The 22,141-nt window shown below is 63.5% G+C and carries 18 protein-coding genes; 6 read left to right on the top strand and 12 right to left on the bottom strand.

The annotated features are described in order from the left end of the window. Positions 1-20 precede the first annotated feature (20 nt). Positions 21-986: a DMT family transporter gene (locus N805_RS05115; RefSeq protein WP_028613144.1), complete on the top strand. Its 966-nt coding sequence runs from the start codon at positions 21-23 to the stop codon at positions 984-986. 148 nt (positions 987-1,134) lie between these two features. Here the strand turns inward: N805_RS05115 and pssA are convergent, their stop codons facing one another. After that, complete coding sequence (gene pssA, locus N805_RS05110; protein WP_028613145.1) at positions 1,135-2,463, bottom strand: CDP-diacylglycerol--serine O-phosphatidyltransferase; 1,329 nt, start codon at positions 2,461-2,463, stop codon at positions 1,135-1,137. 180 nt (positions 2,464-2,643) lie between these two features. Here pssA and N805_RS05105 point away from each other — a divergent pair, with 180 nt between their 5' ends. After that, entirely contained in the window at positions 2,644-3,651 is a 1,008-nt protein-coding gene (locus N805_RS05105; protein WP_028613146.1) for a GlxA family transcriptional regulator, read from the top strand. A 129-nt stretch (positions 3,652-3,780) separates the two neighbouring features. Here the strand turns inward: N805_RS05105 and N805_RS05100 are convergent, their stop codons facing one another. The 3 genes from N805_RS05100 to katG all read right to left on the bottom strand — a co-directional run bounded on the left by N805_RS05100 (position 3,781) and on the right by katG (position 9,018). Then, entirely contained in the window at positions 3,781-5,115 is a 1,335-nt protein-coding gene (locus N805_RS05100) for an MFS transporter (protein ID WP_028613147.1), read from the bottom strand. Positions 5,116-5,295: 180 nt separating this feature from the next. Continuing rightward, complete coding sequence (locus N805_RS05095; protein WP_028613148.1) at positions 5,296-6,507, bottom strand: M24 family metallopeptidase; 1,212 nt, start codon at positions 6,505-6,507, stop codon at positions 5,296-5,298. Between the two features lie 255 nt (positions 6,508-6,762). Continuing rightward, positions 6,763-9,018, bottom strand: coding sequence for a catalase/peroxidase HPI (katG, locus tag N805_RS05090; RefSeq protein WP_028613149.1), 2,256 nt, complete (start codon positions 9,016-9,018; stop codon positions 6,763-6,765). Positions 9,019-9,328: 310 nt separating this feature from the next. Here katG and N805_RS05085 point away from each other — a divergent pair, with 310 nt between their 5' ends. Beyond that, positions 9,329-10,231, top strand: coding sequence for a LysR family transcriptional regulator (locus N805_RS05085; RefSeq protein WP_028613150.1), 903 nt, complete (start codon positions 9,329-9,331; stop codon positions 10,229-10,231). A gap of 8 nt (positions 10,232-10,239) precedes the next feature. Here N805_RS05085 and N805_RS05080 read toward each other — a convergent pair whose 3' ends face one another. After that, positions 10,240-11,118: a DMT family transporter gene (locus N805_RS05080; RefSeq protein ID WP_028613151.1), complete on the bottom strand. Its 879-nt coding sequence runs from the start codon at positions 11,116-11,118 to the stop codon at positions 10,240-10,242. A 247-nt stretch (positions 11,119-11,365) separates the two neighbouring features. Here N805_RS05080 and N805_RS05075 point away from each other — a divergent pair, with 247 nt between their 5' ends. Next, the gene (locus tag N805_RS05075) at positions 11,366-12,190 is read left to right on the top strand and encodes an aldo/keto reductase (RefSeq protein WP_028613152.1); all 825 of its coding nucleotides are present in this window, start codon (positions 11,366-11,368) and stop codon (positions 12,188-12,190) included. A gap of 173 nt (positions 12,191-12,363) precedes the next feature. On the opposite strand, the gene N805_RS05070 is transcribed toward N805_RS05075, so the two are convergent. The 5 genes from N805_RS05070 to N805_RS05050 all read right to left on the bottom strand — a co-directional run bounded on the left by N805_RS05070 (position 12,364) and on the right by N805_RS05050 (position 17,771). Next, positions 12,364-14,460 (bottom strand): putative bifunctional diguanylate cyclase/phosphodiesterase, encoded by a 2,097-nt coding sequence (locus tag N805_RS05070; protein ID WP_028613153.1) that lies wholly within the window; start codon positions 14,458-14,460, stop codon positions 12,364-12,366. Positions 14,461-14,624: 164 nt separating this feature from the next. Further along, positions 14,625-15,119 (bottom strand): GNAT family N-acetyltransferase, encoded by a 495-nt coding sequence (locus tag N805_RS05065; RefSeq protein ID WP_028613154.1) that lies wholly within the window; start codon positions 15,117-15,119, stop codon positions 14,625-14,627. Positions 15,120-15,358: 239 nt separating this feature from the next. Continuing rightward, a complete protein-coding gene (gene catA, locus N805_RS05060) occupies positions 15,359-16,294 on the bottom strand; it encodes a catechol 1,2-dioxygenase (RefSeq protein ID WP_028613155.1) in 936 nt (311 codons plus the stop codon). Between the two features lie 43 nt (positions 16,295-16,337). Further along, on the bottom strand, positions 16,338-16,628 hold the full coding sequence (gene catC / locus N805_RS05055) for a muconolactone Delta-isomerase (RefSeq protein ID WP_019474028.1): 291 nt from the start codon (positions 16,626-16,628) through the stop codon (positions 16,338-16,340). 21 nt (positions 16,629-16,649) lie between these two features. After that, entirely contained in the window at positions 16,650-17,771 is a 1,122-nt protein-coding gene (locus N805_RS05050; protein WP_028613156.1) for a muconate cycloisomerase family protein, read from the bottom strand. A 135-nt stretch (positions 17,772-17,906) separates the two neighbouring features. On the opposite strand from N805_RS05050, the gene catR reads away from it, so the two are divergent. Continuing rightward, positions 17,907-18,779, top strand: a complete 873-nt coding sequence (catR, locus tag N805_RS05045) for an HTH-type transcriptional regulator CatR (RefSeq protein ID WP_019473131.1) — start codon at positions 17,907-17,909, stop codon at positions 18,777-18,779. Positions 18,780-18,977: 198 nt separating this feature from the next. Here catR and N805_RS05040 read toward each other — a convergent pair whose 3' ends face one another. Beyond that, positions 18,978-20,384: an amino acid permease gene (locus tag N805_RS05040; RefSeq protein ID WP_028613157.1), complete on the bottom strand. Its 1,407-nt coding sequence runs from the start codon at positions 20,382-20,384 to the stop codon at positions 18,978-18,980. An 86-nt stretch (positions 20,385-20,470) separates the two neighbouring features. Continuing rightward, on the bottom strand, positions 20,471-21,502 hold the full coding sequence (locus N805_RS05035) for a histone deacetylase family protein (RefSeq protein WP_028613158.1): 1,032 nt from the start codon (positions 21,500-21,502) through the stop codon (positions 20,471-20,473). Between the two features lie 123 nt (positions 21,503-21,625). On the opposite strand from N805_RS05035, the gene N805_RS05030 reads away from it, so the two are divergent. Continuing rightward, positions 21,626-22,108 carry an Lrp/AsnC family transcriptional regulator gene (locus N805_RS05030; protein WP_028613159.1) on the top strand — a complete coding sequence of 161 codons (483 nt, stop codon included), beginning with the start codon at positions 21,626-21,628 and terminating at the stop codon, positions 22,106-22,108. Positions 22,109-22,141: the final 33 nt, after the last annotated feature.

Below are 22,141 nucleotides of genomic sequence, written 5' to 3'. Positions count from 1 at the left end.
TCTCCTGCCTCGGGTACTCCATGAACGCATTACGCAGCCTGATCCAACGCCAGATGCAGAGCGGCGCCTTGTACGCCGTGCTGGCCGCCCTGGGCTTCAGCTTCAAGGCGATTTTCGTCAAGCTCGCGTACGCTGCCGGGCCTGTGGACGCCATCAGCCTGCTGGCGATGCGCATGGGGCTGGCGCTGCCGTTGTTCGCCTGGCTGGTATGGGCCAGCCGTAGCCAAGCCAGCGCCCCTCTCAAACTGGGCGACGGTTTGCGTGTGGGCTTGCTCGGGCTGCTGGGTTATTACCTGGCCAGCCTGTTCGACTTTTATGGTTTGCAGTACATCAGCGCCGGGCTCGAGCGGCTGATCCTGTTTACCTACCCGACGCTGGTGCTGGTGTTCCAGGCCATCGCCCTGCGTGAACGGCCAAGCCTGCGCACCTTGTCGGCCATGGGCCTGTGCTACCTGGGGCTGGGCGTCGCCTTTGTCCACGACGTCAGTGTCGCCGGGGTTGGCCAACAGGTGGTGCTGGGCTCGCTGTGGGTGTTCGCCAGTGCGGTGACCTATGCGCTGTATTACTCCGGCACCGGGGTGATGCTCAAGCGCATGGGCTCGATGCGCCTGGCCGGGCTGTGCGGCACGGCGTCCTCGCTGATGGTGCTGGCGCATTACCTGCTGGTAGCACCGGTCGGGCAGTTGTGGCAATTACCGGGCGCGGTGTGGGCCAATGCCGGGTTGATGGCGGTGTTTTCCACGGTATTGCCGATCTACTGGGTAGCGCTGGCAATCCAGCGGCTGGGCCCTACCCATACGGCGGCGGTGGGCAATCTGGGCCCGGTGCTGACGGTGTTGGCATCATGGGCACTTTTGAGTGAAGAGATTTCGCTGTACCAGATCGTCGGCCTGGCGGTGGTGCTGTTTGCCGTGTCGCGGCTCAAGCCGCAAAGCAAGAAGAAAGCCGAGATAGCCACAGCGACCGGGCCGGCACGGTCTCTGTAGGAGCGGCCTTGTGTCGCGATGGGCTGCACAGCAGCCCCAGAGATTTGCGTTACCACCCAAATTGTTGGGGCTGCTTGCTGCGCAGCCCGACCCGACCGGTCCGGCGCCCCGGCAAGGCCGCTCTACAAAAAGCGCACCCGGCAAATCATCAGAGCACCCGCTTGATCAACGGCTCCAACCGGCTAAAACGCAAGCGCCGCAGAAACTTGCGCACTTCCTTGGGATGTTCGGCCTTCACACCCAGCGCCTCTGCCGAGCCAATCATCGGCGCATGCCGGCGTAGCCCGTTCAACTCCGCTTCCCGTGGCGCCAGCCATTGCCCTTGCGGGTCATCGATCAGCAAGCCGTTCTCCAGGTCCAGGTTGAACCCGCGCGGGTTCAGGTTGTTGCCGGTCAGCAACGAATAGCGCTGGTCGACCCACACACCCTTGGCATGGAAGGTATGCCCGGGATCGTTCCATATCCGCACCTGCAACTGGCCGCTGGCGATGGCGGCATGGCGGCGCCGGGCGAAGGCACGCAGGTTGTCTTCGTACAGATAAGGCAATGCGCCACTGGCACTGAACGGCTCACCGGGGGCGATATAGAAGTCGTTGGCCGTGCGGTCACCGACGATCAGCTCAACGTGCACACCCCGCTCCAGCGCATGGTCCAGTTCGCGCATCACCACCCGCGGTGGGTTGAAATACGGCGTACTGATGATGAGCTGCGTGCGCGCCGCCGCCAACAAGGCGCACAGCGCCCGGTTCAACGGGTTGCCACGGCCCACGCCCAACAGCGGAATTACCCGCAGCCCCTGCCCCGCCACGCTGGGCGGTGCCTCGTAGGCCATGCGCCGCAACCGCGCACGCAAGCGCCGGATGTCGCCGCGCAGGTTACGGGTGGCGGGTGGTGCAGGCAAGTCGAGGCGCGGTGTGGCGGTGTGGTGCAGCAGGCGCTGCACCAGGTCGACCATGGCGTCGGCAAGCCCCGGCGACTGAAACAGGTGGTAGCGGTCCAGGCGATAACGGTCAAAGCGGTGCAGGTAGACGTTGTTCAGGCTGGCGCCGGTGTAGATCACGCAGTCGTCGATGATGCTGCCCTTGAGGTGCAGCACGCCGAACAGCTCGCGGGTCTGCACCGGCACCCCGTGAATGACGATATCCAGCCCGCGCAACTGGCGCTGGGCCTGATACCAGGCGGCGTTACCCGGCTGGCGCCCGCCCCCCAAAAGGCCGCGGCGGGCACGGAACCAGTCGACCACGATGGTGATTTCCAGGCCTGGCCGCTCGGCCTTGGCCTGGTACAAGGCATCCAGCACTTCCTGGCCGGCCTCGTCTTCCTGCAGGTACAGCGCGACGATGACGATGCGCCGGGTTGCGGCGCGGATGCGTTCGAGCAGGCAGGCGCGGTATGCCTTGGCATCGGGCAGCACCTGGATCGACTCGGGCGATATGGCGTAGCCTGGCAATGCCGCCAGCATGGATTCGGGGTTCACGAACGATCACCTTCTCTGTGCAATCACTGTCGGCCCTGCCAGCCGGCGGGGCCATTCCTGGCCGCTGCGCCGGGGGTGTAAGATCGACCCGGCAACGACCTATAACAACAAGAACCACGCGAGGCTGTATTTCTCTCTGCCCCTGACGAACTCTGCCTCAGCTTGCACAGGAACAGCGCAATGGTCCACCCCGCTTCTGCAAACCTATCGCCCTCTATTGTAAAGAGTTGTTCCGTAAAGACCTTCGGCTTTCTGATTTTGCCCAATTTCACCACAATCGGCCTGGCCTCGGCGGTGGAAACCCTGCGCATGGCCAACCTGGCCGCGCGCACGCCACTGTTTCGCAGCGTGCTGATTGCCGCGGACGAGGCGCCCGTGGTCGCCAGCAACGGCATGCGGGTACTGCCCGACTACAGCATCGCCAACGCGCCCGAGCTGGATGCGCTGCTGGTGGTCGGCGCCAACCCGATCGACCGTGGCCGTAGCAGCCGCCCGCTGATCGACTGGTTGCGCAAGCTGGCCCGCCAGCACCTGCCATTGGGCGGTATCTGCACCGGTAGCTACCTGCTGGCCAAGGCCGAACTGCTCAAAGGCTACCGCTGCACCATCCACTGGGAAGACCTGCCGACATTGCAGGCGCACTTCCCCGGCATTGTCATTTCCAGCCAGCTGTTCGAACTGGACCGCGACCGTTATACCTGCTCGGGCGGTGTGGCAGCCATGGACATGATGCTGCAACTGGTGGCACGCGAACCCGGGGGCCAGGACATCGCGGCCAAGGCGGCGGAGCTGTTGCTGTGCGACCGGGTGCGGGGCGAGCGCGAGCGCCAACGGGTACCGCTGCGCACCCTGCTTGGCAGCGCCCAGCCCAAGCTGAGCCAGGTGGTGGCGATCATGGAGGCCAACCTGGAAGAACCACTGGGGCTCGAGGAGCTTGCCAGCCTCAACGAGGTGACCGTGCGCCAGCTGGAGCGGCTATTCCACAAGTACCTGCAGCGCACGCCCAGCCAATATTACCTGGAGCTGCGGCTGTCGCGGGCCCGGGAGTTGCTGCTGCGCAGCGATGTGCAGGTGCGCGAGGTGGCGCTGGCCTGCGGGTTCAGTTCGCCGGCGCATTTTTCCAAGAGTTACAGCCGGTTCTTTGGCTTGTCGCCGCTGGGGGAGCGGCGGCAGGCCTCTCTGCACTGATCCAGATATTGCAATAGTTTTGCCGGCCTCTTCGCGGGTAAACCCGCTCCTACAGGGATCGCACAATGCTCAGGCCTGTGAGGCCCCTGTGGGAGCGGGTTCACCCGCGAAGAGGCCAGTACTGGCTTATCAATCTTCCAGTGCCGAGTGTGCCGTTTCCCGACACATCAGCATGGCCACCAGTGCCACCAGGGCTGCCGCCAGCAAATACCCCGCCGGCGCCAGCTTGCTGCCAGTCACCTGGATCAGCCAGGTGGCAATGAACGGTGCAGTCCCGCCAAACAACGCGTTGGCCACATTGAAGCTCAGGGCGAACCCACTGAAGCGCACCCGGGTCGGGAAAATCTCGGCCAGCAGGCACGGCAAGGTCCCGTCGTTCATCGCCAGTATCGCCCCGAAGCAAATCTGGATCGCCAGAATGACCAGCAGCGGCTGCCCGTCAAGCAGGCGGAACAACGGTACGGTCAGCCCCAGGAACAACAGCGAAGCCACCACCAGCATGGTCTTGCGGCCAAACCGGTCGGACAGCCGCCCCATCAGGAAGATCAAACCGATGTAGGTGGCCAGCGATACTGTCGAGGCAATGAATGAATCCCGCTCGCTCAAGCCCATCTCACTGGACAGGTAGGTCGGCATATAGCTGAGCAGCAGGTAGAACGCCACCGCGTTCAGGCAGGTAACGCCAATGCCGAAGGCCAGGCTGCGCCGGTGCTGGCCCAGTAGCTCACGCAGCGGCGTCGGGGCCATGCCGGCCTTGTGTTCCAGGCGCTGCTCCATTTCCAGAAACTTGGGTGTGTCCTGCAGGCTCATGCGGATATAGCGCCCCACCAGGCCGAACGGTGCCGCCAGCAGAAACGGCAGGCGCCAGCCCCATTCATGCAGGGCTTCGCTGCTGAGCAGTTCGTGCAACACCGCCACAAACGCCGCACCAAACAGCAACCCCGCTGCGGTGCTGGCCGGCACGATGCTGGTGTACAGGCCACGCCGGCCGGGCGGCGCGTATTCCGCCAGGAACGCCGCAGCACCAGCGTACTCGCCCGAGGCAGAAAAGCCCTGCACCAGGCGGATCAGCAACAACAAGCCCGGCGCCCACAAGCCGATTTGCGCATAACCTGGCAACAGGCCGATGCAGAAGGTGGCTACCGACATGATCAGGATCGACCACGACAGTGCGTTGCGCCGGCCATGGCGGTCGCCAAAGTGCCCCCAGACGATACCGCCTAGCGGGCGGACCAGGAACGACAGGGCAAACACGGCGAAGGTTGCCAGCAAGCCGGTGGTCTTGTCGGTCTGCGGGAAGAAGGTGGCGGCGATGATGGTGGCCAGGTAGCCGTAGGCGGCATAGTCGAACCACTCGACAAAGTTGCCCATGAAACTGGCCCGGGCGGCCTTGCGCAGGGCCTGCCGTTCGGCGTTGTGTGTGGGCCCGGCGACGGCGGATGGGTCAAGTGTGGTGCTGGACATGACGGGTACCCTCTGATTCTTTTAATTGGAGGCAGGGTCTGGTGGTCATACAGTGATATTTTTGTTGTCCGGGCTAGCCTCATCGCCGGCAAGCCAGCTCCCACAGGGACTCCACAGGCATTGCGTGCTATGCAGAATCTGTGGGAGCTGGCTTGCCGGCGATGAGGCCAGCTCCGGTCTTTATCTGCGAATGATGTTGTGCTCCGGCCCATACGGGAACTTGGTAATGTTCTCGGCGCCGTTGTCGTTGACGATCAGAATGTCATGCTCGCGATACCCGCCCGCCCCCGGCCGCCCTTCGGGCAGCATGATCATCGGTTCGATCGACACCACCATGCCAGGCTCCAGCACTGTGTCGATGTCTTCGCGCAGCTCCAGCCCCGCTTCGCGGCCGTAGTAGTGGCTCAAGGTGCCGAACGAATGCCCATAACCGAAGGTGCGGTACTGAAGCAGGTCGTGGCGCAGGAAGATTTCGTTCAGTTCACGGGCGATGTCGCTGCAGCGCATGCCCGGGCGTACCAGTTTCAACCCGGCCTCGTGCACTTCGACGTTGGCCTGCCACAGGCGCAGGTATTCATCCGGGCAGTGGTCGAGGAACAGCGTGCGCTCCAGCGCGGTGTAGTAGCCGGCGATCATCGGGAAGCAGTTGAGGCTGAGGATTTCACCCTTGCCCACGCGGCGGCTGGTTACCGGGTTATGCGCGCCATCGGTGTTGAGCCCGGACTGGAACCAGGTCCAGGTGTCCATCAGCTCCGCATCGGGGAAGCGCCTGGCAATTTCGCGGACCATCGCCTGGGTGGCATGCAGCGCCACCTCATACTCAGGCACCTGTTCGCGCAGCGCCTCTACCACCGCCGCACCGCCGATGTCGGCCACCTGCGCACCGTGGCGGATCAGCGCCTGTTCCTCGGCCGACTTGATCATGCGCATGCGCATGCACGGCGCGCCAATGTCCAGCAACTCGGCTTTGGGGTAGCAGGCGGCCAACTTGGCATGGTTCTGCAGGTTGAGGTGGTCGTGTTCGACGCCGATGCGCGAGGCCAGCGGCAGCGCCTGCTGGATGGCAACGAAGTAGTTGTCGCGTTGCCAGTCGGTGTAGACGATGTTGTCAGTACCGACCGTACGCCGCCAGGGCTGCCCGCCATCGATGTTGGCGCTGATCGAGACAACCTTGTCCTGGGTGATCACCAGCGCATAGGGACGGCCGAACGAGCAGTACAGGAAGTCGCTGTAGTAGTTGACGTTGTGATACGACGTGAAGATAGCCGCTTCGATGTCCTGCTCGGCCATGTAGGCCCGCAGACGGGCGTGGCGGGCTGCATATTCCTGCACCGAGAAGGTCGGCTGCACCTTGTCGCCATTGCGAATTTTCAGGGTCTTGGGCATTTGCATGGTCGGGGTTCCTTGTCGTTGTAAGCACGCTGTTCAGGCTGGCTGCCTGAGAAGCATTGCAACAGAACCGACGAGGACGCTTTTGTATCTATCCGACCTGGAATTGGCGGGATCACCAGGGCCAAGGGGGCTGCTCTGCAGCCCATTCGCGGGCTTGCCCGCTCCCACAGGATTTTCACCGCCCTGAAAGGCTGCGCTTTACCTGTGGGAGCGGGCAGCCCGCGAATGGGGCGCAACGCGCCCCCCGCAACACCGTTACTTCAGGTCAAAACGATCCAGCTCCATGACCTTCTGCCAGGCGGCCACAAAGTCCCGCACAAACTTTTCACCCCCATCACTGCTGCCATACACCTCGCTCAACGCCCGCAACTGGGCATGCGAACCAAACACCAGGTCGACCCGGCTACCGCTCCATTTCACCTGCCCGGTCTTGCGGTCACGGCCTTCGAAGGTTTCGTTGTCTGCCGAAGTCGGCTTCCATTCCACGCCCATGTCCAGCAGGTTGCGGAAGAAGTCGTTGCTCAAGGTACCGGGCTTGTCGGTGAACACCCCCTGCTTGCTGCCGCCATGGTTGGCGCCCAGCACACGCAGGCCGCCGATCAGCACGGTCAGCTCCGGCGCAGTCAGGGTCAGCAGCTGGGCCTTGTCCAGCAACAGCTTCTCGGCCTTGACGCTGTAGCGGGCCTTGGTGAAGTTGCGGAAGCCATCGGCCAACGGCTCTAGCACGGCAAACGACTCGACATCGGTCTGCGCCTGAGACGCATCGACGCGGCCCGGGCGGAACCCTACGCTGCCCGTGTAACCGGCATCCTTGGCGGCTTTTTCAACAGCTGCGGTACCGGCCAGCACGATCAGGTCGGCCAGAGAAACCTTCTTGCCGCCGTTGTTGAGCTCGCCCTGGATCTTTTCCAGCGCCGCCAGCACCTTATCTACACCCTGGTTTGCAGCCCAGTCCTTCTGCGGTGCCAGGCGCACGCGGGCGCCATTGGCCCCACCGCGCTTGTCGGAGCCACGGAAGGTCGACGCGGATGCCCACGCGGTGGAGACCAGCTCACCCACACTCAAGCCCGAAGCCAGGATCTTGGTTTTGAGATCTGCGATGTCTTGCTCGCTGATCGGGGCTGGATCTGCCTTGGGCAACGGGTCCTGCCACAGCAACTCTTCATTGGGCATTTCCGGGCCCAGGTAGCGCGCCAGCGGGCCCATGTCGCGGTGGATCAGCTTGTACCAGGCACGGGAGAAGGCATCCGCCAGCTGATCAGGGTTGTCCTTGAAGCGACGGGCGATCGGCTCGTAGATCGGGTCGAAGCGCAGCGCCAGGTCGGAGGTAAGCATCGACGGTGCGTGTTTCTTGCCCGGATCGTGGGCATCCGGCACGGTGCCTGCGCCTTTGCCCTCTTTCGGCCGCCACTGGTGCGCACCGGCCGGGCTCTTGGTCAGCTCCCACTCAAAGTTGAACAGGTTGTTCAGGTACTCGTTGCTCCACTTCGTCGGGGTGGAGGTCCAGGTCACTTCCAGGCCGCTGGTGATGGTATCCCCCCCTTTGCCGGTACCAAACTTGTTGGGCCAGCCCAGGCCCTGCAACTCCAGGCCTGCCGCTTCCGGTTCGGGGCCGACGTTGTCGGCGGGGCCAGCGCCGTGGGTCTTGCCGAAGGCGTGGCCGCCGGCGATCAGCGCCACGGTTTCTTCATCGTTCATGGCCATGCGGCCAAAGGTTTCACGGATGTCCCTGCCCGACGCCACCGGGTCGGGGTTGCCTTCCGGCCCTTCCGGGTTGACGTAGATCAGGCCCATCTGCACGGCAGCCAGCGGGTTTTCCAGGTTACGCTCGGCCGACAGGTCGCGATTCTGCTCTTCACCATGCTTGGCCGGCTCGGCCACCAGGTCACCTTGGCCGGGCGGCTGCGCCTTGACCTGATCATTGCCGTAGCGGGTATCGCCGCCCAGCCAGACCTTTTCCGAACCCCAATACACATCTTCGTCCGGCTCCCACACATCGGCGCGCCCGCCGGAGAAGCCGAATGTCTTGAAGCCCATGGATTCGAGGGCAACGTTGCCGGTGAGCACGATCAGGTCGGCCCAGGAAATCTTGTTGCCGTACTTCTGCTTGATCGGCCACAGCAGGCGCCGGGCCTTGTCCAGGCTGACGTTGTCCGGCCAGCTGTTCAGAGGGGCGAAACGTTGCTGGCCAGAGCCCGCGCCACCGCGGCCATCGCCTATGCGGTAGGTGCCGGCGCTGTGCCAGGCCATGCGGATGAACAGCGGGCCGTAGTGGCCGAAGTCGGCGGGCCACCAGTCCTGCGAGTCGGTCATCAGGGCAGTCAGGTCGTTCTTCAGGGCCTGGAAGTCGAGGCTTTTGAACGCCTTGGCATAATCGAAGTCCGGATCGGGGCTGGATTTCGACGAATGCTGGTGAAGAATACGAAGGTTGAGCTGGTCAGGCCACCAGTCACGGTTGGTGGTGCCGCCACCTGCGGTTTGATGGAACGGGCATTTCGATTCGTTCGACATCTGCGGGTACCTTTGGGTCGGTTATCCAGATTTCCGGTCTATGCCAGGTGTTCTTTCAGCCGAGCGTGTGGGGCTCGTGCTACCCCTCATCAGGTCTACACGGGGCCACGGGAAAGACTAGACGAGCTTGGGCAGAGTTCTAATAGAGTGGCTGTTAGGGGGTAATAGGCTGGCTCTGTCAGAATGGCTTGTGCAGTACCTGTGGGAGCGGGTGAACCCGCGAAGAGGCCGGCACATTCATACAAGGCAAGCAGGCCAGCGGCGTGCTTCAATACACCGCCAAGCCCTCTATTCCCGGAACCTGAGCCCAATGAACCGCAACGACCTGCGCCGCGTCGACATGAACCTGCTGGTGCTGTTCGAAGCCCTGATGATCGAACGCAACCTGACCCGCGTCGGTGAAAAGCTGTTCATCACCCAGTCCACCGTCAGCGCCGCCCTCGCCCGCTTGCGCGAGCTGTTCGACGACCCATTGCTGATCCGCAGCGGCCGGGCCATGGAACCCACGCCAAGGGCCCTGCAGATTTTCGCCGAACTGGCGCCTGCGATGGACGTGATTTCCGCCGCCATCAGCCGCGCCCGCGAATTCGACCCGGCCAGCAGCTGCAATGTGTTCCGCCTGGGGCTGTCGGACGATGCCGAGTTCGGCCTGTTCCCGGCCCTGCTGCAGGCCCTGCGCGAAGAGGCCCCGGATATCAGTGTGGTGGTGCGGCGCGCCAACTTCCTGCTGATGCCAGGCCTGCTGGCCAGCGGCGAAATTTCGGTCGGTGTGAGCTACACCACCGACCTGCCAGCCACGGCCAAACGCCGCAAGCTGCGCGACATCGGCGTGCGCGTGCTGCGCGCCGACGACCGACCCGGCCCGCTGACCCTCGACGAATACTGCGCGCGCCCGCATGTGATGGTGTCGTTCTCCGGCGACATGAGCGGCAACATCGACCTGGACCTGGCGCGCATCGGCCGCTGCCGCAAGGTGGTGCTGGCGGTGCCGCAGTTCGGCAGCCTGCGCGCCCTGCTGCGCAACACCGAGCTGATCGCAACAGTGCCGGACTACGCCGCCTGCGCCCTGGCCGACGACGGCAGCCTGCGCGCCGACCCGGCGCCGTTCGACATCACCGAGGCCGAGCTGTCTATGGTCTGGAGCGGCGCCCAGGACAACGACCCGGCCGAGCGCTGGCTACGCGAACGCATCCTGCAGTTCATGGCCCGGTAGGTAATCACTCACTTCTTGCGCTGCATCCACGCCGCGCCCAGCCCACTGAGGCAGATCACCGAAATTCCCACCAGGCTCAGGGTATCCGGCACCTGGCTATAGAATACAAGCCCAAGCAACCCGGCAAACACGATCTGGCAGTAGCTGAACGGTGCCAGCAACGCCGGTGCCGCATGGCGGAAGGCCTGGGTCAGCAGCAGGTGCGCCGTCATGCCAAAGCCCCCCAGGGCCAGCATCAGCAGGGCATGGTCCCAACGCGGCACCTCCCAGAAGAACGGCACCAGTGCACTCATTGCCAGGGTGTTGCACAGCCCTGCATAGAAGTTGCTGGTGGTCGGGCTGTCATGTGCAGCCAGAATGCGCGTCAGCAACTGATAGAAGCAGAAGCCCAACGCCGAACCGAACGGATACAGAATGGCCGGGGTAAACATCGCCCCACCTGGGTGCACCACCACCAGCACGCCGATGAAACCCAGCACTACGGCCACCCACTGCCCCACCGTCACCCGCTCTTTGAGCAGCGGAGCAGACAGCGCGGTAACCAGCACCGGGGCAAGGAAGTTGACCGCAGTCGCCTCAGCCAGCGGCAGATACTGAAGGCCGCTGGTGAACAGCAGGCTGGTGCTCAGCAGGCTCAAGGCCCGCAAGGTCTGCAGTACTGGCCGGCGGGTGCGCAATACGTTGAGGCCAGACTTGGGCAGGAAAATGCCGGCCATCAGCAGCGTATGCACGACATAACGCGCCCACACCACCATCACAATCGGGTAAATGCCGCCGAGGAATTTGGACAGGGCATCGTGGCTGGCGAACAGGAACGTCGCTCCCACCACCAGCGCGATACCGCGCAAGGGTTGGTTGACGCCGGACAGCGGTGTGCTGGAACTCATGGCTCTCTCGATGACGACACGGCGGCATGCCACGCCCAGGGAAGGCCGCGCAGGGGTGCCCTGGCGGATACAACAGCTCGAACTCTAGAAGAGATGCCGCAGGATAAGGAAGTTCATTTGCCGCTTGCCCACGCTGGTGGAAAATTCTGTTCGCTGATCGACCAGTTTGTGCCATGAACGCATGGCCCGTGCCTCGCTGATCACCGACCATCGGGTGCGAACCCTGCACACCCTACAAGGAATTTACATGCAAAGGCTCACCACCCGTAACGGTCTGGCCCTGCCTGCAATCGGCCTGGGCACCTGGCCGATGACCGGCACCGAATGCACCCAGGCCGTGCACCAGGCGCTGGACGTGGGTTACCGGCACATCGACACCGCCACTGCCTACGAAAACGAAGCAGCCGTAGGCCAGGCCCTGCGCGACAGCGACGTACCACGCGAGCAGATCCACCTCACCACCAAGGTGTGGTGGGACCGCCTGGAGCCCAAGGCCATGCGCCAGTCGCTGGAAGACAGCCTGCGCGCCCTGGGCACCGAGCAGGTCGACCTGTTCCATATCCACTGGCCCGGCAAGGACTGGGACCTGGCCCGCAGTATCGAGACCCTGGTAGCGCTGCGTGACGAGGGCAAGGCGCGCCACATCGGCGTGGCCAACTTCCCGCTGGGGCTGCTGCGCCAGGTGGTGGAAACCCTGGGCGCGCCGTTGTCGGCGATTCAGGTGGAATACCACGTGCTGCTCGGCCAGCAACCGCTGCTGGACTACGCCCGCCGCCATGACCTGCTGCTCACCGCCTACACCCCGCTGGCACGCGGTGAGGCGGCGGCGCAGCCTGTGATCCAGGCGATTGCCCGCAAGCATGGCGTGCTGCCCAGCCAGGTGGCGCTGAAGTGGTTGTTGGACCAGGACGGTGTGGCGGCAATCCCCAAGGCCAGTAGCCGCGAGAACCAGCTGGCCAACCTGGCAGCGTTGAACGTGGAACTGGACGACGAGGATCGCGCGGCGATTGCCCAATTACCGAAAGATCAGCGGGTGGTAAGCCCGCCGTTTGCGCCAGACTGGAATAGCTGAAATTCGTAAGCGCGACACGGACCTTGTGGGAGCGGGCGTGCCCGCGAAGAAGCCAACTCGGTGGCTGGCACCGGCTGCGCCGGTGTTCGCGGGCATGCCCGCTCCCACAAGGATTGCACAAGCTCTTAAAATTTGAGCAAGACAATTACCCCCACAATGGGCTGCGTGAGCCGTCAGCCTGGCGTAATGACCTGCTTCAACCGCTCGCTCGCCGGTGCCGGCCGCCCGTACAGGTAGCCCTGGAAATGCGAGCACCCCTCCGCCGCCAGCCGGCGCATCTGCTCTTCCGACTCCACACCCTCGGCCGTGGTCTTGATCATCAGGCTGTTGGACAGGTCGGTAATGGCGCGGATGATCGACATCGCCTCACGGCTTTCGCACATGTCATGCACAAACGACTTGTCGATCTTGATCCGGTCGAACGGGAACGACCGCAAGTAGCCGAGCGATGAATACCCGGTGCCGAAGTCGTCCAGCGAAATGGAAACGCCCAGGTCCTTCAGCGCGCGCAGGGTGCGCACGTTTTCTTCGCTGTTACCCAGCAGCACCGACTCGGTTATTTCCAGCTCCAGACGCTGCGCCGACAGGCCCGAATCGGCCAGGGCCAAGGCCACAACCTGCACCAGGTTGGCATTCTTGAACTGGACCGGCGACAGGTTCACCGACACCGTCTGCTCGCTGTCCCAGCTCGCCGCCTCCTGGCAGGCCAGGTTCAAGGCCCGGGTGCCCAGCTCATGAATCAACCCGGTTTCTTCGGCAATGGGTATGAAGTCCATGGGCATCACCATGCCACGGCTCGGGTGCTCCCAGCGCAGCAACGCTTCATAGCCGGTGATGCAATGGGTCTGCTGGTCGACCACCGGCTGGTAGTGCAGTTGCAACTGCCCCAGGTGCAGCGCGGTGCGCAGGTCGGTTTCCACCAGGCGGCGCTGGCGGGCTGCAACGTCCAGTTCCACCTCGAAGCACTCGTAGCGGTTTCGCCCGTTGCGCTTGGCCTCGTACAGCGCCATGTCGGCATAGCCGAGTAGCTGCTCGGCCTGGTCGTTGTCATCGGGGGCAATGGCAATACCGATACTTACCCCCACCGTGAACTGGTGGCCTTCGATCTGGAACGGCGGGCAAATGGCATTGATCAGGCGCTGCGCGGTGTTGCACGCGGCATCGCGGCCATCAAGCCCGGTCAGTACCACGGCAAACTCGTCACCGCCCAGCCGGGCCAGGGTGTCGTGCTCGCGCAGCTCACGGCGCAGGCGCTTGCCCAGCTCGCGCAGCAGCTTGTCGCCGAAGGCATGGCCGAGGGAGTCGTTGATGTTCTTGAAGTTGTCCAGGTCCAGGCACAGGGCGGCGGTCAGCTTGCCATTCTCGCTGCCACGCACCAGCGCCTGACGCAGGCGTTCGTTGAACAGGGTGCGGTTGGGCAGCCCGGTGAGCGCGTCATGGTGCGCCATGTGGTGGATCTGCGCGTGGGCGGCCAGTTCCTCGGTGGCATCTTCGGCGACAAATAGCACGTAGTCGGCCTGGCCTTCGCAGTTTTGGCTGAGCAAGGTACGGCTGCGCAGGGTCCGTGGACCACGGGCGGTGTCGACCCGGGTCTCGGCAGCATGGCCCTTGGTGTTGCGAGCACCCCGCCCCAGTTGTTGTTCAAGGTAATCGGCAGCGGCCGGGCTCAGGCATTCGCCAGGCAGTTGGCCGATCATGCTGCGTTCTGGGCCGCCGAACAGGCGCTCCGCCTGCTGGTTGGCCAACAGGATGCGCTGGCTTTCGAGGTCCTGGACGATGACGCTGGCGGGGATATTGGCAATTACCGAATCCAGGAACTGCGACAGCTTGGCCATTTCCTGGCTGTACTGCTCGGCCAGTTCCTTGGCCTGCAGCAGCTCCACCTCCTGGCGGCGGCGTTCGGAAATGTCGCGGGTAACCTTGGCAAAACCCACCAGCTGCCCGGCATCGTCGTACACCGCATCGATTACTACATGGGCGTGGAAGGCCGAGCCGTCCTTGCGCAGGCGCGAACCGACCTCTTCAAAGCGCCCGGTGCTGCGCGCCTGCTCCAGGTTATGCGCGGGCAGCCCGGCGGCGCGCTCGGCATCGGTGTAGAACAGCGAGTAATGCTGACCGACGATTTCCTCGGCGTGGTACCCCTTGGCACGCTGGGCGCCGGGGTTCCAGTTGGCGACGACACCTTCGGGGGTGAGCATGTAGATGGCATAGTCCACCACACTCTGAATCAACAGCCGGTACATGATGTCGGGGCTTGCGACTAGCGACATGAACTTTACCTGAACCTTCGAAGGGCATGAAAAGGGACCCCGGCAAGCGATGGCCGGGTGCTGGAAAGCATTGATGGCATTATGCCGCTCATGACGATTTTGTGAAGTAGCTCACAAAAATGCCGCTATCCCTCTTCAAGGACGAAACGAAAGCTGGCAAACCCTCAATGGCGGGCGCCGCTCACCAGAAAACTGAGCAGGTCCGGCTCATCCGTCAGGGTAATGGCCTGCGCCGGGCGCGACAGGTTCGCCAGCACAGCCTTGCAGAACGCCACGGCCGGTGCGTCTTGTGCGTAGCACCGCAGCAACCAGTCACCCTCGCCGCCCAGCAGCTGCAACGCCACCGCCTGGCCGATGCCCTGGCGGCGGTACTTTTTCAGGATGAACAGGTCAGCCAGCTCAAGCGCGTCGATGCCCGGCAGTTCGCTGCGTTCCACCAGGACGAAACCGGCGATGAAGCCGTCCGCCAGCACCAGGTAAGCGCCCCAGCCGTCGTCCTGCCAGTAGCGTTGCAGGTGCTCGTCGTGGATGTAGAAGCGGCCGTCCACTTCGACGTCTTCCTGCTCCCAGTCGGAGGACTCGTAGGAATAGAACTGGTAGAGGTTGCGGATCAGCGGAACCTGGTCAGCGGTGGTTGGCAGCAGCGCGATGGGCAGCATGGGCGGGGCTCGGGCAAAAGGTCGATTCTAGATCACCGGGCCCAACAGCAAAAAGCCCAGGCCCTCCCCGCACGGAAAGGCCCAGGCAAAAATGAAGGTTCCTGTAGGAGCGGCCTTGTGTCGCGATAGGGCCGCACAGCGGCCCCCGATTTTCGGCGTCACCGCTGTAATTGCCGGGGCTGCTACGCAGCCCTATCGCGACACAAGGCCGCTCCTACAAGGGCTACGCCAATCGGTCGTTATCCTTCCTGCAACGCACGCGGCCGGTGGCTGCGGGCCTCGGCCTCCACCGCCGTGGCCCCCTGCAGGTGGAAGTCGAACGCCAGTTCGGCAAAACGCTCGCCTTGCACGCCGCGGTCACGCGCCGCAGCAGCATCCTCGATAAAGCGCAACTCGCCGATCAGCCCGTCACGGGTGGCGTAGGCAAAGTCGTCCCACAGGTACTTGTCACCCTCGAAGTTGATCTGCGTGGTCAGGTGCCGGTGCCCGGGTGCCGAGATGAAGAAGTGCACGTGCGCCGGTCGCTGACCATGACGGCCGAGCAGGTCCAGGCACTCCTGGGTCGGGCCCTGCGGGTCGCAACCATACCCCGATGGCACGATGGAGCGCGCACGGTAGCGGCCCTCGGCATCGGTAATGATGCGGCGGCGCAGGTTGTACTCAGACTGGGTCGAGTCGAAGTACGAATAGGTACCTTGGGTGTTGGCGTGCCAGAGGTCGACGGTGGCGCCGGCCAGCGGCTTGCCGTCGGCATCGAACACCTGCCCCTGCAGGAACATCACCACGCCGGGGTCGGTACCGTCGTCCATGCGCGCTTCGCCTTGTGCCACCGGCGCGCCGGCGACATACAGCGGGCCTTCGATGGTCCGCGGGGTGCCGCCGCTCAGGCCGGCCTCGGCATCCTTGGCGTCCTGCAGCAGGTCGAGGAAGTGCTCGATGCCCAGGCCTGCGGCCAGCAGGCCAGCTTCGTTACGGCCACCCAGGCGGTTGAGATAATCAATGGCGTGCCAGAACTCGTCTTCGGTGATTTCCAGGTCTTCGACCAGGCGCGCGGTGTCCTGCAGCACACGCAGGATGATCTGCTTGAAGCGCGGGTTGCCTTCGGCGTGGTCCAGGCCAGCCACTTTGTTGAAGAAGGCTTGAATGTCGGCAGTGTGGGAAATTTTCACGGTCATCGTGCGTACCTCATATTGTTCTTGTCAGGCAGACAGGTGCGTATCAGCGGTCGTCGCTGTGGATCGACGAGGGATGCCGGCACAGGCCGTCGACCTCGATGTCCATGTACGGGAACAACGGCAATTGCATCAGGGTGTCGTGCAACGCCTCGACACTGGGCACATCGAACACGCTGTAGTTGGCGTAGTGCCCGGCAATGCGCCACAGGTGGCGCCAGGTGCCTTCACGTTGCAGGCGCTGGGCCAAGTCCTTTTCATCGGCCTTGAGCTGAGTGGCCTTGGCCGGGTCCATGTCCACCGGCAGTTTCACGGTCATCTTCACGTGGAACAGCATGATTATCTCCTTGTTGGCTGATCAGCGACGGGCGAAGCGCGCCAGGCGCTGTTCGTCCAGGGTCAGGCCCAGGCCTGGGGTACGGGGAATGTGCAGCTGGAAGTCGCGGTATTGCGGCGGCTCGTTGACGATTTCTTCGGTCAGCAGCAGCGGGCCAAACAGCTCGGTGCCCCAGGTGAGCTGGCGCAGGGTAAGGAAGGCATGGGCCGAGGCCAGGGTGCCGATCGAGCCTTCGAGCATGGTGCCGCCATACAGGCCGATACCGGCGGCCTCGGCGATTTGCGCAGTGCGCAGCACGGCGCGCGGGCCACCGTTCTTGGCAATTTTCAGGGCAAAGATGCTGGCGGCGCCGTCGGCGGCCAGGCTGAAGGCATCCTCGACGCTTTCGATGGACTCATCGGCCATGATCGGTGCAGGGCTGCGCTGGTTCAGGCGCACCTGGCCACCCCGGTTGATGCGCGAAATCGGTTGCTCGATCAGGTCGATACCGTTGTCGCCAAGCACCTGGCAAGCGCGGATGGCCTGGGATTCGTCCCAGTACTGGTTGACGTCCACCCGCACGCTGGCGCTGTCGCCCAGTTCGCGTTTTATCGTCACCACGTGTTTGAGGTCCTGCTCCACCGGGTTGGCGCCAATCTTCAGCTTGAACACACGGTGACGGCGGATTTCCAGCATGTGCTGGGCTTCGGCGATATCCCGGGCGGTGTCGCCACTGGCCAGGGTCCAGGCCACTTCCAGGCTGTCGCGCACACGGCCACCCAGCAGCTCGCTCACCGGCAGCCCCAGGCGTTTGCCCTGGGCGTCGAGCAAGGCGCTTTCGATACCCGACTTGGCAAAGGTGTTGCCCTTGGCCAGCTTGTCCAGCTTGAGCATGGCGGCGTTGATGTTGTCCGCCGCCAGGCCGATCAGCGCCGGGGCCAGGTGCGCGTCGATGTTGGCCTTGATGCCTTCAGGGCTTTCATAGCCATAGGCCAGGCCACCAATGGTGGTGGCCTCACCGATCCCTTCCACGCCATCGCTGCAAAGCACCCGCAATACCACCAGGGTCTGCTGCTGCATGGTGTGCATTGCCAGCTTGTGCGGGCGAATGGTCGGCAGGTCGACGATAATTGCATCAATACGTTCAATCAGCGCGCTTGTCATTGTTGCCAGGTCCCGTCAGGTCGGGCTGCCAGTTGCAGGCCCGAATGGTGCATTTACTTGATTGTTCAAGGATTGCGCGAGACCCTGATGACCGTCCAATATCAAATGAATCTCCCACCATACCCTGGAGGTCTGATGGAGCTGCGCCACCTGCGTTACTTCAAGGTCTTGGCCGAGACCCTGAACTTCACCCGCGCCGCCGAGCTGCTGCACATTGCCCAACCGCCCTTGAGCCGGCAGATCAGCCAGCTGGAGGACGAGGTCGGCACCTTGCTGGTAGCGCGCGAACGCCCGCTGCGGCTGACCGAGGCCGGCCGCTTCTTCTACGAGCAGAGCTGCACCGTGCTGCAGCAACTGCAGAACATCAGTGACAACACCCGCCGCATTGGCCAGGGCCAGCGCCAGTGGCTAGGCATCGGCTTTGCCCCCTCGACCCTGTACAACGTGCTGCCAGAGCTGATCCGCGAGCTGCGCCAGGACAGCGAGCTGGAACTGGGCCTGAGCGAGATGACCACGCTGCAGCAGGTGGAAGCGCTGAAGAGCGGGCGAATCGACATCGCCTTCGGGCGCATTCGTATCGAGGACCCGGCCATTGCGCAACAGGTCCTGCGTGAAGACCCGCTGGTGGCCGTGCTGCCCAAGGGCCACCCGCTGGCGGGCAGCCCGCTCAGCCTCGCCCAGCTGGCTGGCGAGGCGTTCATCCTTTACCCGGCCAACCCCCGGCCCAGTTATGCCGACCACGTGCTGGCGCTGTTTGCCCAGCATGGCATGAGCATCCGCGTCAGCCAGTGGGCCAACGAACTGCAGACGGCCATCGGCCTGGTGGCCGTCGGCGTGGGGGTGACCCTGGTGCCAGCATCGGTCCAACAGCAGCACCGCACCGATATCGAGTATGTCGGCTTGCTTGATAGCAGCGCGGTCAGCCCGATCATTCTTAGCCGGCGCAAGGGTGACGTGAGCCCGATCGTGCAGCGGTGCCTGGGGTTGATAGCGCAGCAGGTCGGGTGAGCAAAACCAGAAGCCACGCCGGACCTGTGGGAGCGGCTTTAGCCGCGAACACCGGCGCAGCCGGTGCCATGCACCGCGTTGGGGCCTTCGCGGGTGAACCCGCTCCCACAGGGGTATGTCATCCGCTCAGGGGTGTGCGCCATCTACCGAGTCGCCTGCTTCGCGGGCATGCCCGCTCCCACAGGGTATGTGTTGTGCTCAGGAATGTGCTTGAGCGCGGCGGCGGTAGGCCAGCAGCAGGAACACGAACCACAACGGCATCACGCACAGCGCCAACCGGGTATCCGGTTGCAGCGCCAGCAGCACCAGCACAAAGCCGAGGAAACCCAGGGTGGTAATGGCCATCGGCACCCCGCCCGGCAACTTGAACACCGAGGCATCGTGCGCAGCCGGGTTGCGTTTGCGATAGGCAAGGTACGCCGCAAGGATCATCGACCAGGTAAAAATCACCAGGATCGCCGACACGGTCGAAATAAGCGTGAACACCGTCATCACCTCGGGGATGATGAACAGCAGGCTCAACCCGATCAGCATGCACACGCCGGAAAACACCAGGCTGTACACCGGCACGCTCAGTGCCGAAAGCCTGGCGAACAGGGCCGGCGCGTTACGCCGCTCGGCCAGCCCGAACAGCATTCGGCAGCCCGAGTAGACACCGCTGTTGGCCGAAGAGGCCGCCGAGGTCAGCACCACGAAGTTGATCATGCCGGCCGCCGCCGGGAAGCCGGCGAGCAGGAACAGCTCGACGAAGGGGCTGCGGTTGGCCGGCACCTCGGCCCACGACACCACGCTGATGATGCACACCAATGCCAGGATGTAGAACAGCAGAATGCGCAAGGGGATGGTGTTGATGGCCTTGGGCAGCGAGCGATGAGGGTTCTTCGCTTCCGCCGCAGTGGTGCCGATCAGCTCGGTACCGGCAAAGGAAAACACGGCAATCTGGAACCCGGCAAAGAAACCGCTGATGCCATGGGGCAGCACCGTACCCGGCGCGACCACGTTGGACAGCGAAGCAACCACGCCATTGGGTGAGGTATAGGAAGTGGCGATCATCACCGCCGCGGTGATGATCAACAGCACGATGGCGACGATCTTGATGATGCCGAACCAGAACTCCACCTCGCCAAAAATCCGCACCGCCAGCATGTTCAGCCCCAGCAGCACGAACAGGGTGAAGAACGCGGGTAGCCAGGCCGGTGCATCGGGGTACCAGTACTGGAAGAACCCGGCCACCACGACCACGTCGCCGACTACCGCCACGCTCCAGCTCAGCCAGTACGACCAGCTCAGCACAAAGCCGGCGCGCGGCCCCAGGTAATGGGCAACGATGTCGGCGAACGACTTGAAGCGCAGGTCGGACAACAGCAGCTCGCCCATGGCGCGCATGACAAAGAACACGAAAAACCCGAGGATGGCGTACACCAGCAGGATCGAGGTGCCGGACAGCGCGATCACCTTGCCCGAGCCCATGAACAGGCCGGTGCCGATGGCGCCGCCTATGGAAATCAGCTGGATGTGGCGGTTTTCCAGCGTGCGTTGCAGGTGCCCGTCACGGTCGGGCGTTACCGGTTTGCTTTGCTCAAGGCTTGCGGGCATGTCTTGCATGGCGACCTCTTCTTATTGTTGGCCTGTCACATGTCGCTGTGCCGTGGCGCGGCCCAGTACAGGCCTCGTCACGGCTGGTAACGCGGTTAGCGCGCGCTTTCAAAACCCTGCAGGGTGTTCACTGCGTTGATGCCGATTTCGTCGACCATGTAACCGCCTTCCATCACGAACAGGGTCGGGATACCGGCACTGGCGATCTCGGCGCCCATGCGCAGGAAGTCTTCGCTGGTGAGCTTGAAGTGGCTGATCGGGTCATCCTCGAAGGTGTCCACACCCAGCGACACCACCAGAAATTCGGGCCGGTGCGCAACGATGCGCTTGAGCGCTTCCTGCAGGGCCAGCTGGTACTGCGCCCAGCGCGTGCCCTTGCCCATCGGGTAGTTGGCGTTGAAGCCTTCGCCTGCCCCCGCGCCCCGCTCATGGGCGTAGCCGGAAAAATACGGGTAGGACACGTGCGGGTCGCCATGCAGGGAGGCAAAGAACACATCGGGGCGATCGTAGAAGATGTTTTGTGTGCCGTTGCCGTGGTGGAAGTCCACATCCAGCACAGCCACGCGCTTGGCGCCCTGGCTCAGGCAGCGCTCGGCGGCGATGGCGGCGTTGTTCAGGTAGCAGTAGCCGCCCATGTATTCCCGGGCCGCATGGTGCCCCGGTGGGCGGCACAGGGCGAAGGCACTGTTGGCACCGTCGATGATGCGCTGCACGCCGGTCAAGGCAACGTTGGCGCTGCTGCGCACCGCCTCCCAGGTGCCGGCAGTGATCGGCGCTCCAGCGTCCATGGCATAAAAGCCCAGCTTGCCGTCGATGAAGCCGGGCTCACGGTCGATGGCCAGGTCGCGCACTGGCCACACCAGCGGCAGCGCATCGTGGGTCTTGCCGGTGGCGGCCCATTCCGACCAGGCGTTTTCCAGGAAGCTTACATAGCGCTCGCTGTGCGCCGCCACGTAGCAGCCACGGTCGAAGGCCTGTTCGGCAATGACATCGCCAAGGCCGGTGCTGTGCACCCGGGCCAGCACGGTGTCGGCACGCTGGGGGTTTTCGAACGATGGCGTGATTGCGCCGTCCTTGAGTTCCGAGCCATGGTGCAAGCGGTGGTTGTTGCTAAAGACTGTCAGCACGCGAATGTCCTTTTTCAAGGGGTTACCGGATAACCAATTTTCGCGACAGAGCGGTGAAAATGCTTTGCTTTATGCTCAACCAAACCGGATGCTTGAGCAAAGTATTCACAAGATTGGCCACCTATGAGCAAAGCCTTTGCTATCGAACAACTGGACGAAACCGACCGCGAGCTGCTGCGCCTTTTGCAGGAGGACGGCACCCTGTCGAGCGCTGCGCTGGGCGAGCGCCTGTCGATGACCGTGACGCCCTGCTGGCGCAGGCGCAAACGCTTGGAGGAGCTGGGCATCATCAAGGATTACCAGGCCAACCTCGACCGCAAGAAGCTGGGCTACGACGTGATGGCGTTTGCCCAGGTACGCTTTGGCAACCATTCGGCCAACGCACCGGATGAGTTCGAGCAGGTGATATTGAAACTGCCGCAGGTGCTGTCCTGCCACAAGGTGACGGGTGAGGCTGACTATGTGCTGACGGTGTTGGCGAATGACCTGGAGAGTTATGGGCGATTCGTAGAGGAGGTGCTACGCCGTCAGCCAGGCATTGCCTCGATCCAGTCGAGCCTGGCGCTGCGCGAGGTGAAGGCGGTTTCCCGAATACCCGTGCCCTGAAGGCCTTTACCCAACCTGCTTTTGACTTTTGTG

The sequence above is a fragment of the Pseudomonas putida S13.1.2 genome (assembly GCF_000498395.2).
GTDB classification, from domain to species: domain Bacteria; phylum Pseudomonadota; class Gammaproteobacteria; order Pseudomonadales; family Pseudomonadaceae; genus Aquipseudomonas; species Aquipseudomonas putida_Q.
Note: the sequence above shows the minus strand (reverse complement) of the source record. Positions and strands in the feature narration are given on the sequence as shown.

Bases quoted from the DNA above. Each gene is read 5' to 3' on its own strand.
- N805_RS05040 (WP_028613157.1), bottom strand. From the start codon at position 20,384: ATGCAAGACATGCCCGCAAGCCTTGAGCAAAGCAAACCGGTAACGCCC.
- katG (WP_028613149.1), bottom strand. From the start codon at position 9,018: ATGTCGAACGAATCGAAATGCCCGTTCCATCAAACCGCAGGTGGCGGC.
- N805_RS05075 (WP_028613152.1), top strand. From the start codon at position 11,366: ATGCAAAGGCTCACCACCCGTAACGGTCTGGCCCTGCCTGCAATCGGC.
- N805_RS05105 (WP_028613146.1), top strand. From the start codon at position 2,644: ATGGTCCACCCCGCTTCTGCAAACCTATCGCCCTCTATTGTAAAGAGT.
- catC (WP_019474028.1), bottom strand. From the start codon at position 16,628: ATGCTGTTCCACGTGAAGATGACCGTGAAACTGCCGGTGGACATGGAC.
- N805_RS05030 (WP_028613159.1), top strand. From the start codon at position 21,626: ATGAGCAAAGCCTTTGCTATCGAACAACTGGACGAAACCGACCGCGAG.
- N805_RS05115 (WP_028613144.1), top strand. From the start codon at position 21: ATGAACGCATTACGCAGCCTGATCCAACGCCAGATGCAGAGCGGCGCC.
- N805_RS05070 (WP_028613153.1), bottom strand. From the start codon at position 14,460: ATGTCGCTAGTCGCAAGCCCCGACATCATGTACCGGCTGTTGATTCAG.
- N805_RS05100 (WP_028613147.1), bottom strand. From the start codon at position 5,115: ATGTCCAGCACCACACTTGACCCATCCGCCGTCGCCGGGCCCACACAC.
- N805_RS05095 (WP_028613148.1), bottom strand. From the start codon at position 6,507: ATGCAAATGCCCAAGACCCTGAAAATTCGCAATGGCGACAAGGTGCAG.
- catR (WP_019473131.1), top strand. From the start codon at position 17,907: ATGGAGCTGCGCCACCTGCGTTACTTCAAGGTCTTGGCCGAGACCCTG.
- N805_RS05080 (WP_028613151.1), bottom strand. From the start codon at position 11,118: ATGAGTTCCAGCACACCGCTGTCCGGCGTCAACCAACCCTTGCGCGGT.
- N805_RS05065 (WP_028613154.1), bottom strand. From the start codon at position 15,119: ATGCTGCCCATCGCGCTGCTGCCAACCACCGCTGACCAGGTTCCGCTG.
- catA (WP_028613155.1), bottom strand. From the start codon at position 16,294: ATGACCGTGAAAATTTCCCACACTGCCGACATTCAAGCCTTCTTCAAC.
- N805_RS05050 (WP_028613156.1), bottom strand. From the start codon at position 17,771: ATGACAAGCGCGCTGATTGAACGTATTGATGCAATTATCGTCGACCTG.
- N805_RS05085 (WP_028613150.1), top strand. From the start codon at position 9,329: ATGAACCGCAACGACCTGCGCCGCGTCGACATGAACCTGCTGGTGCTG.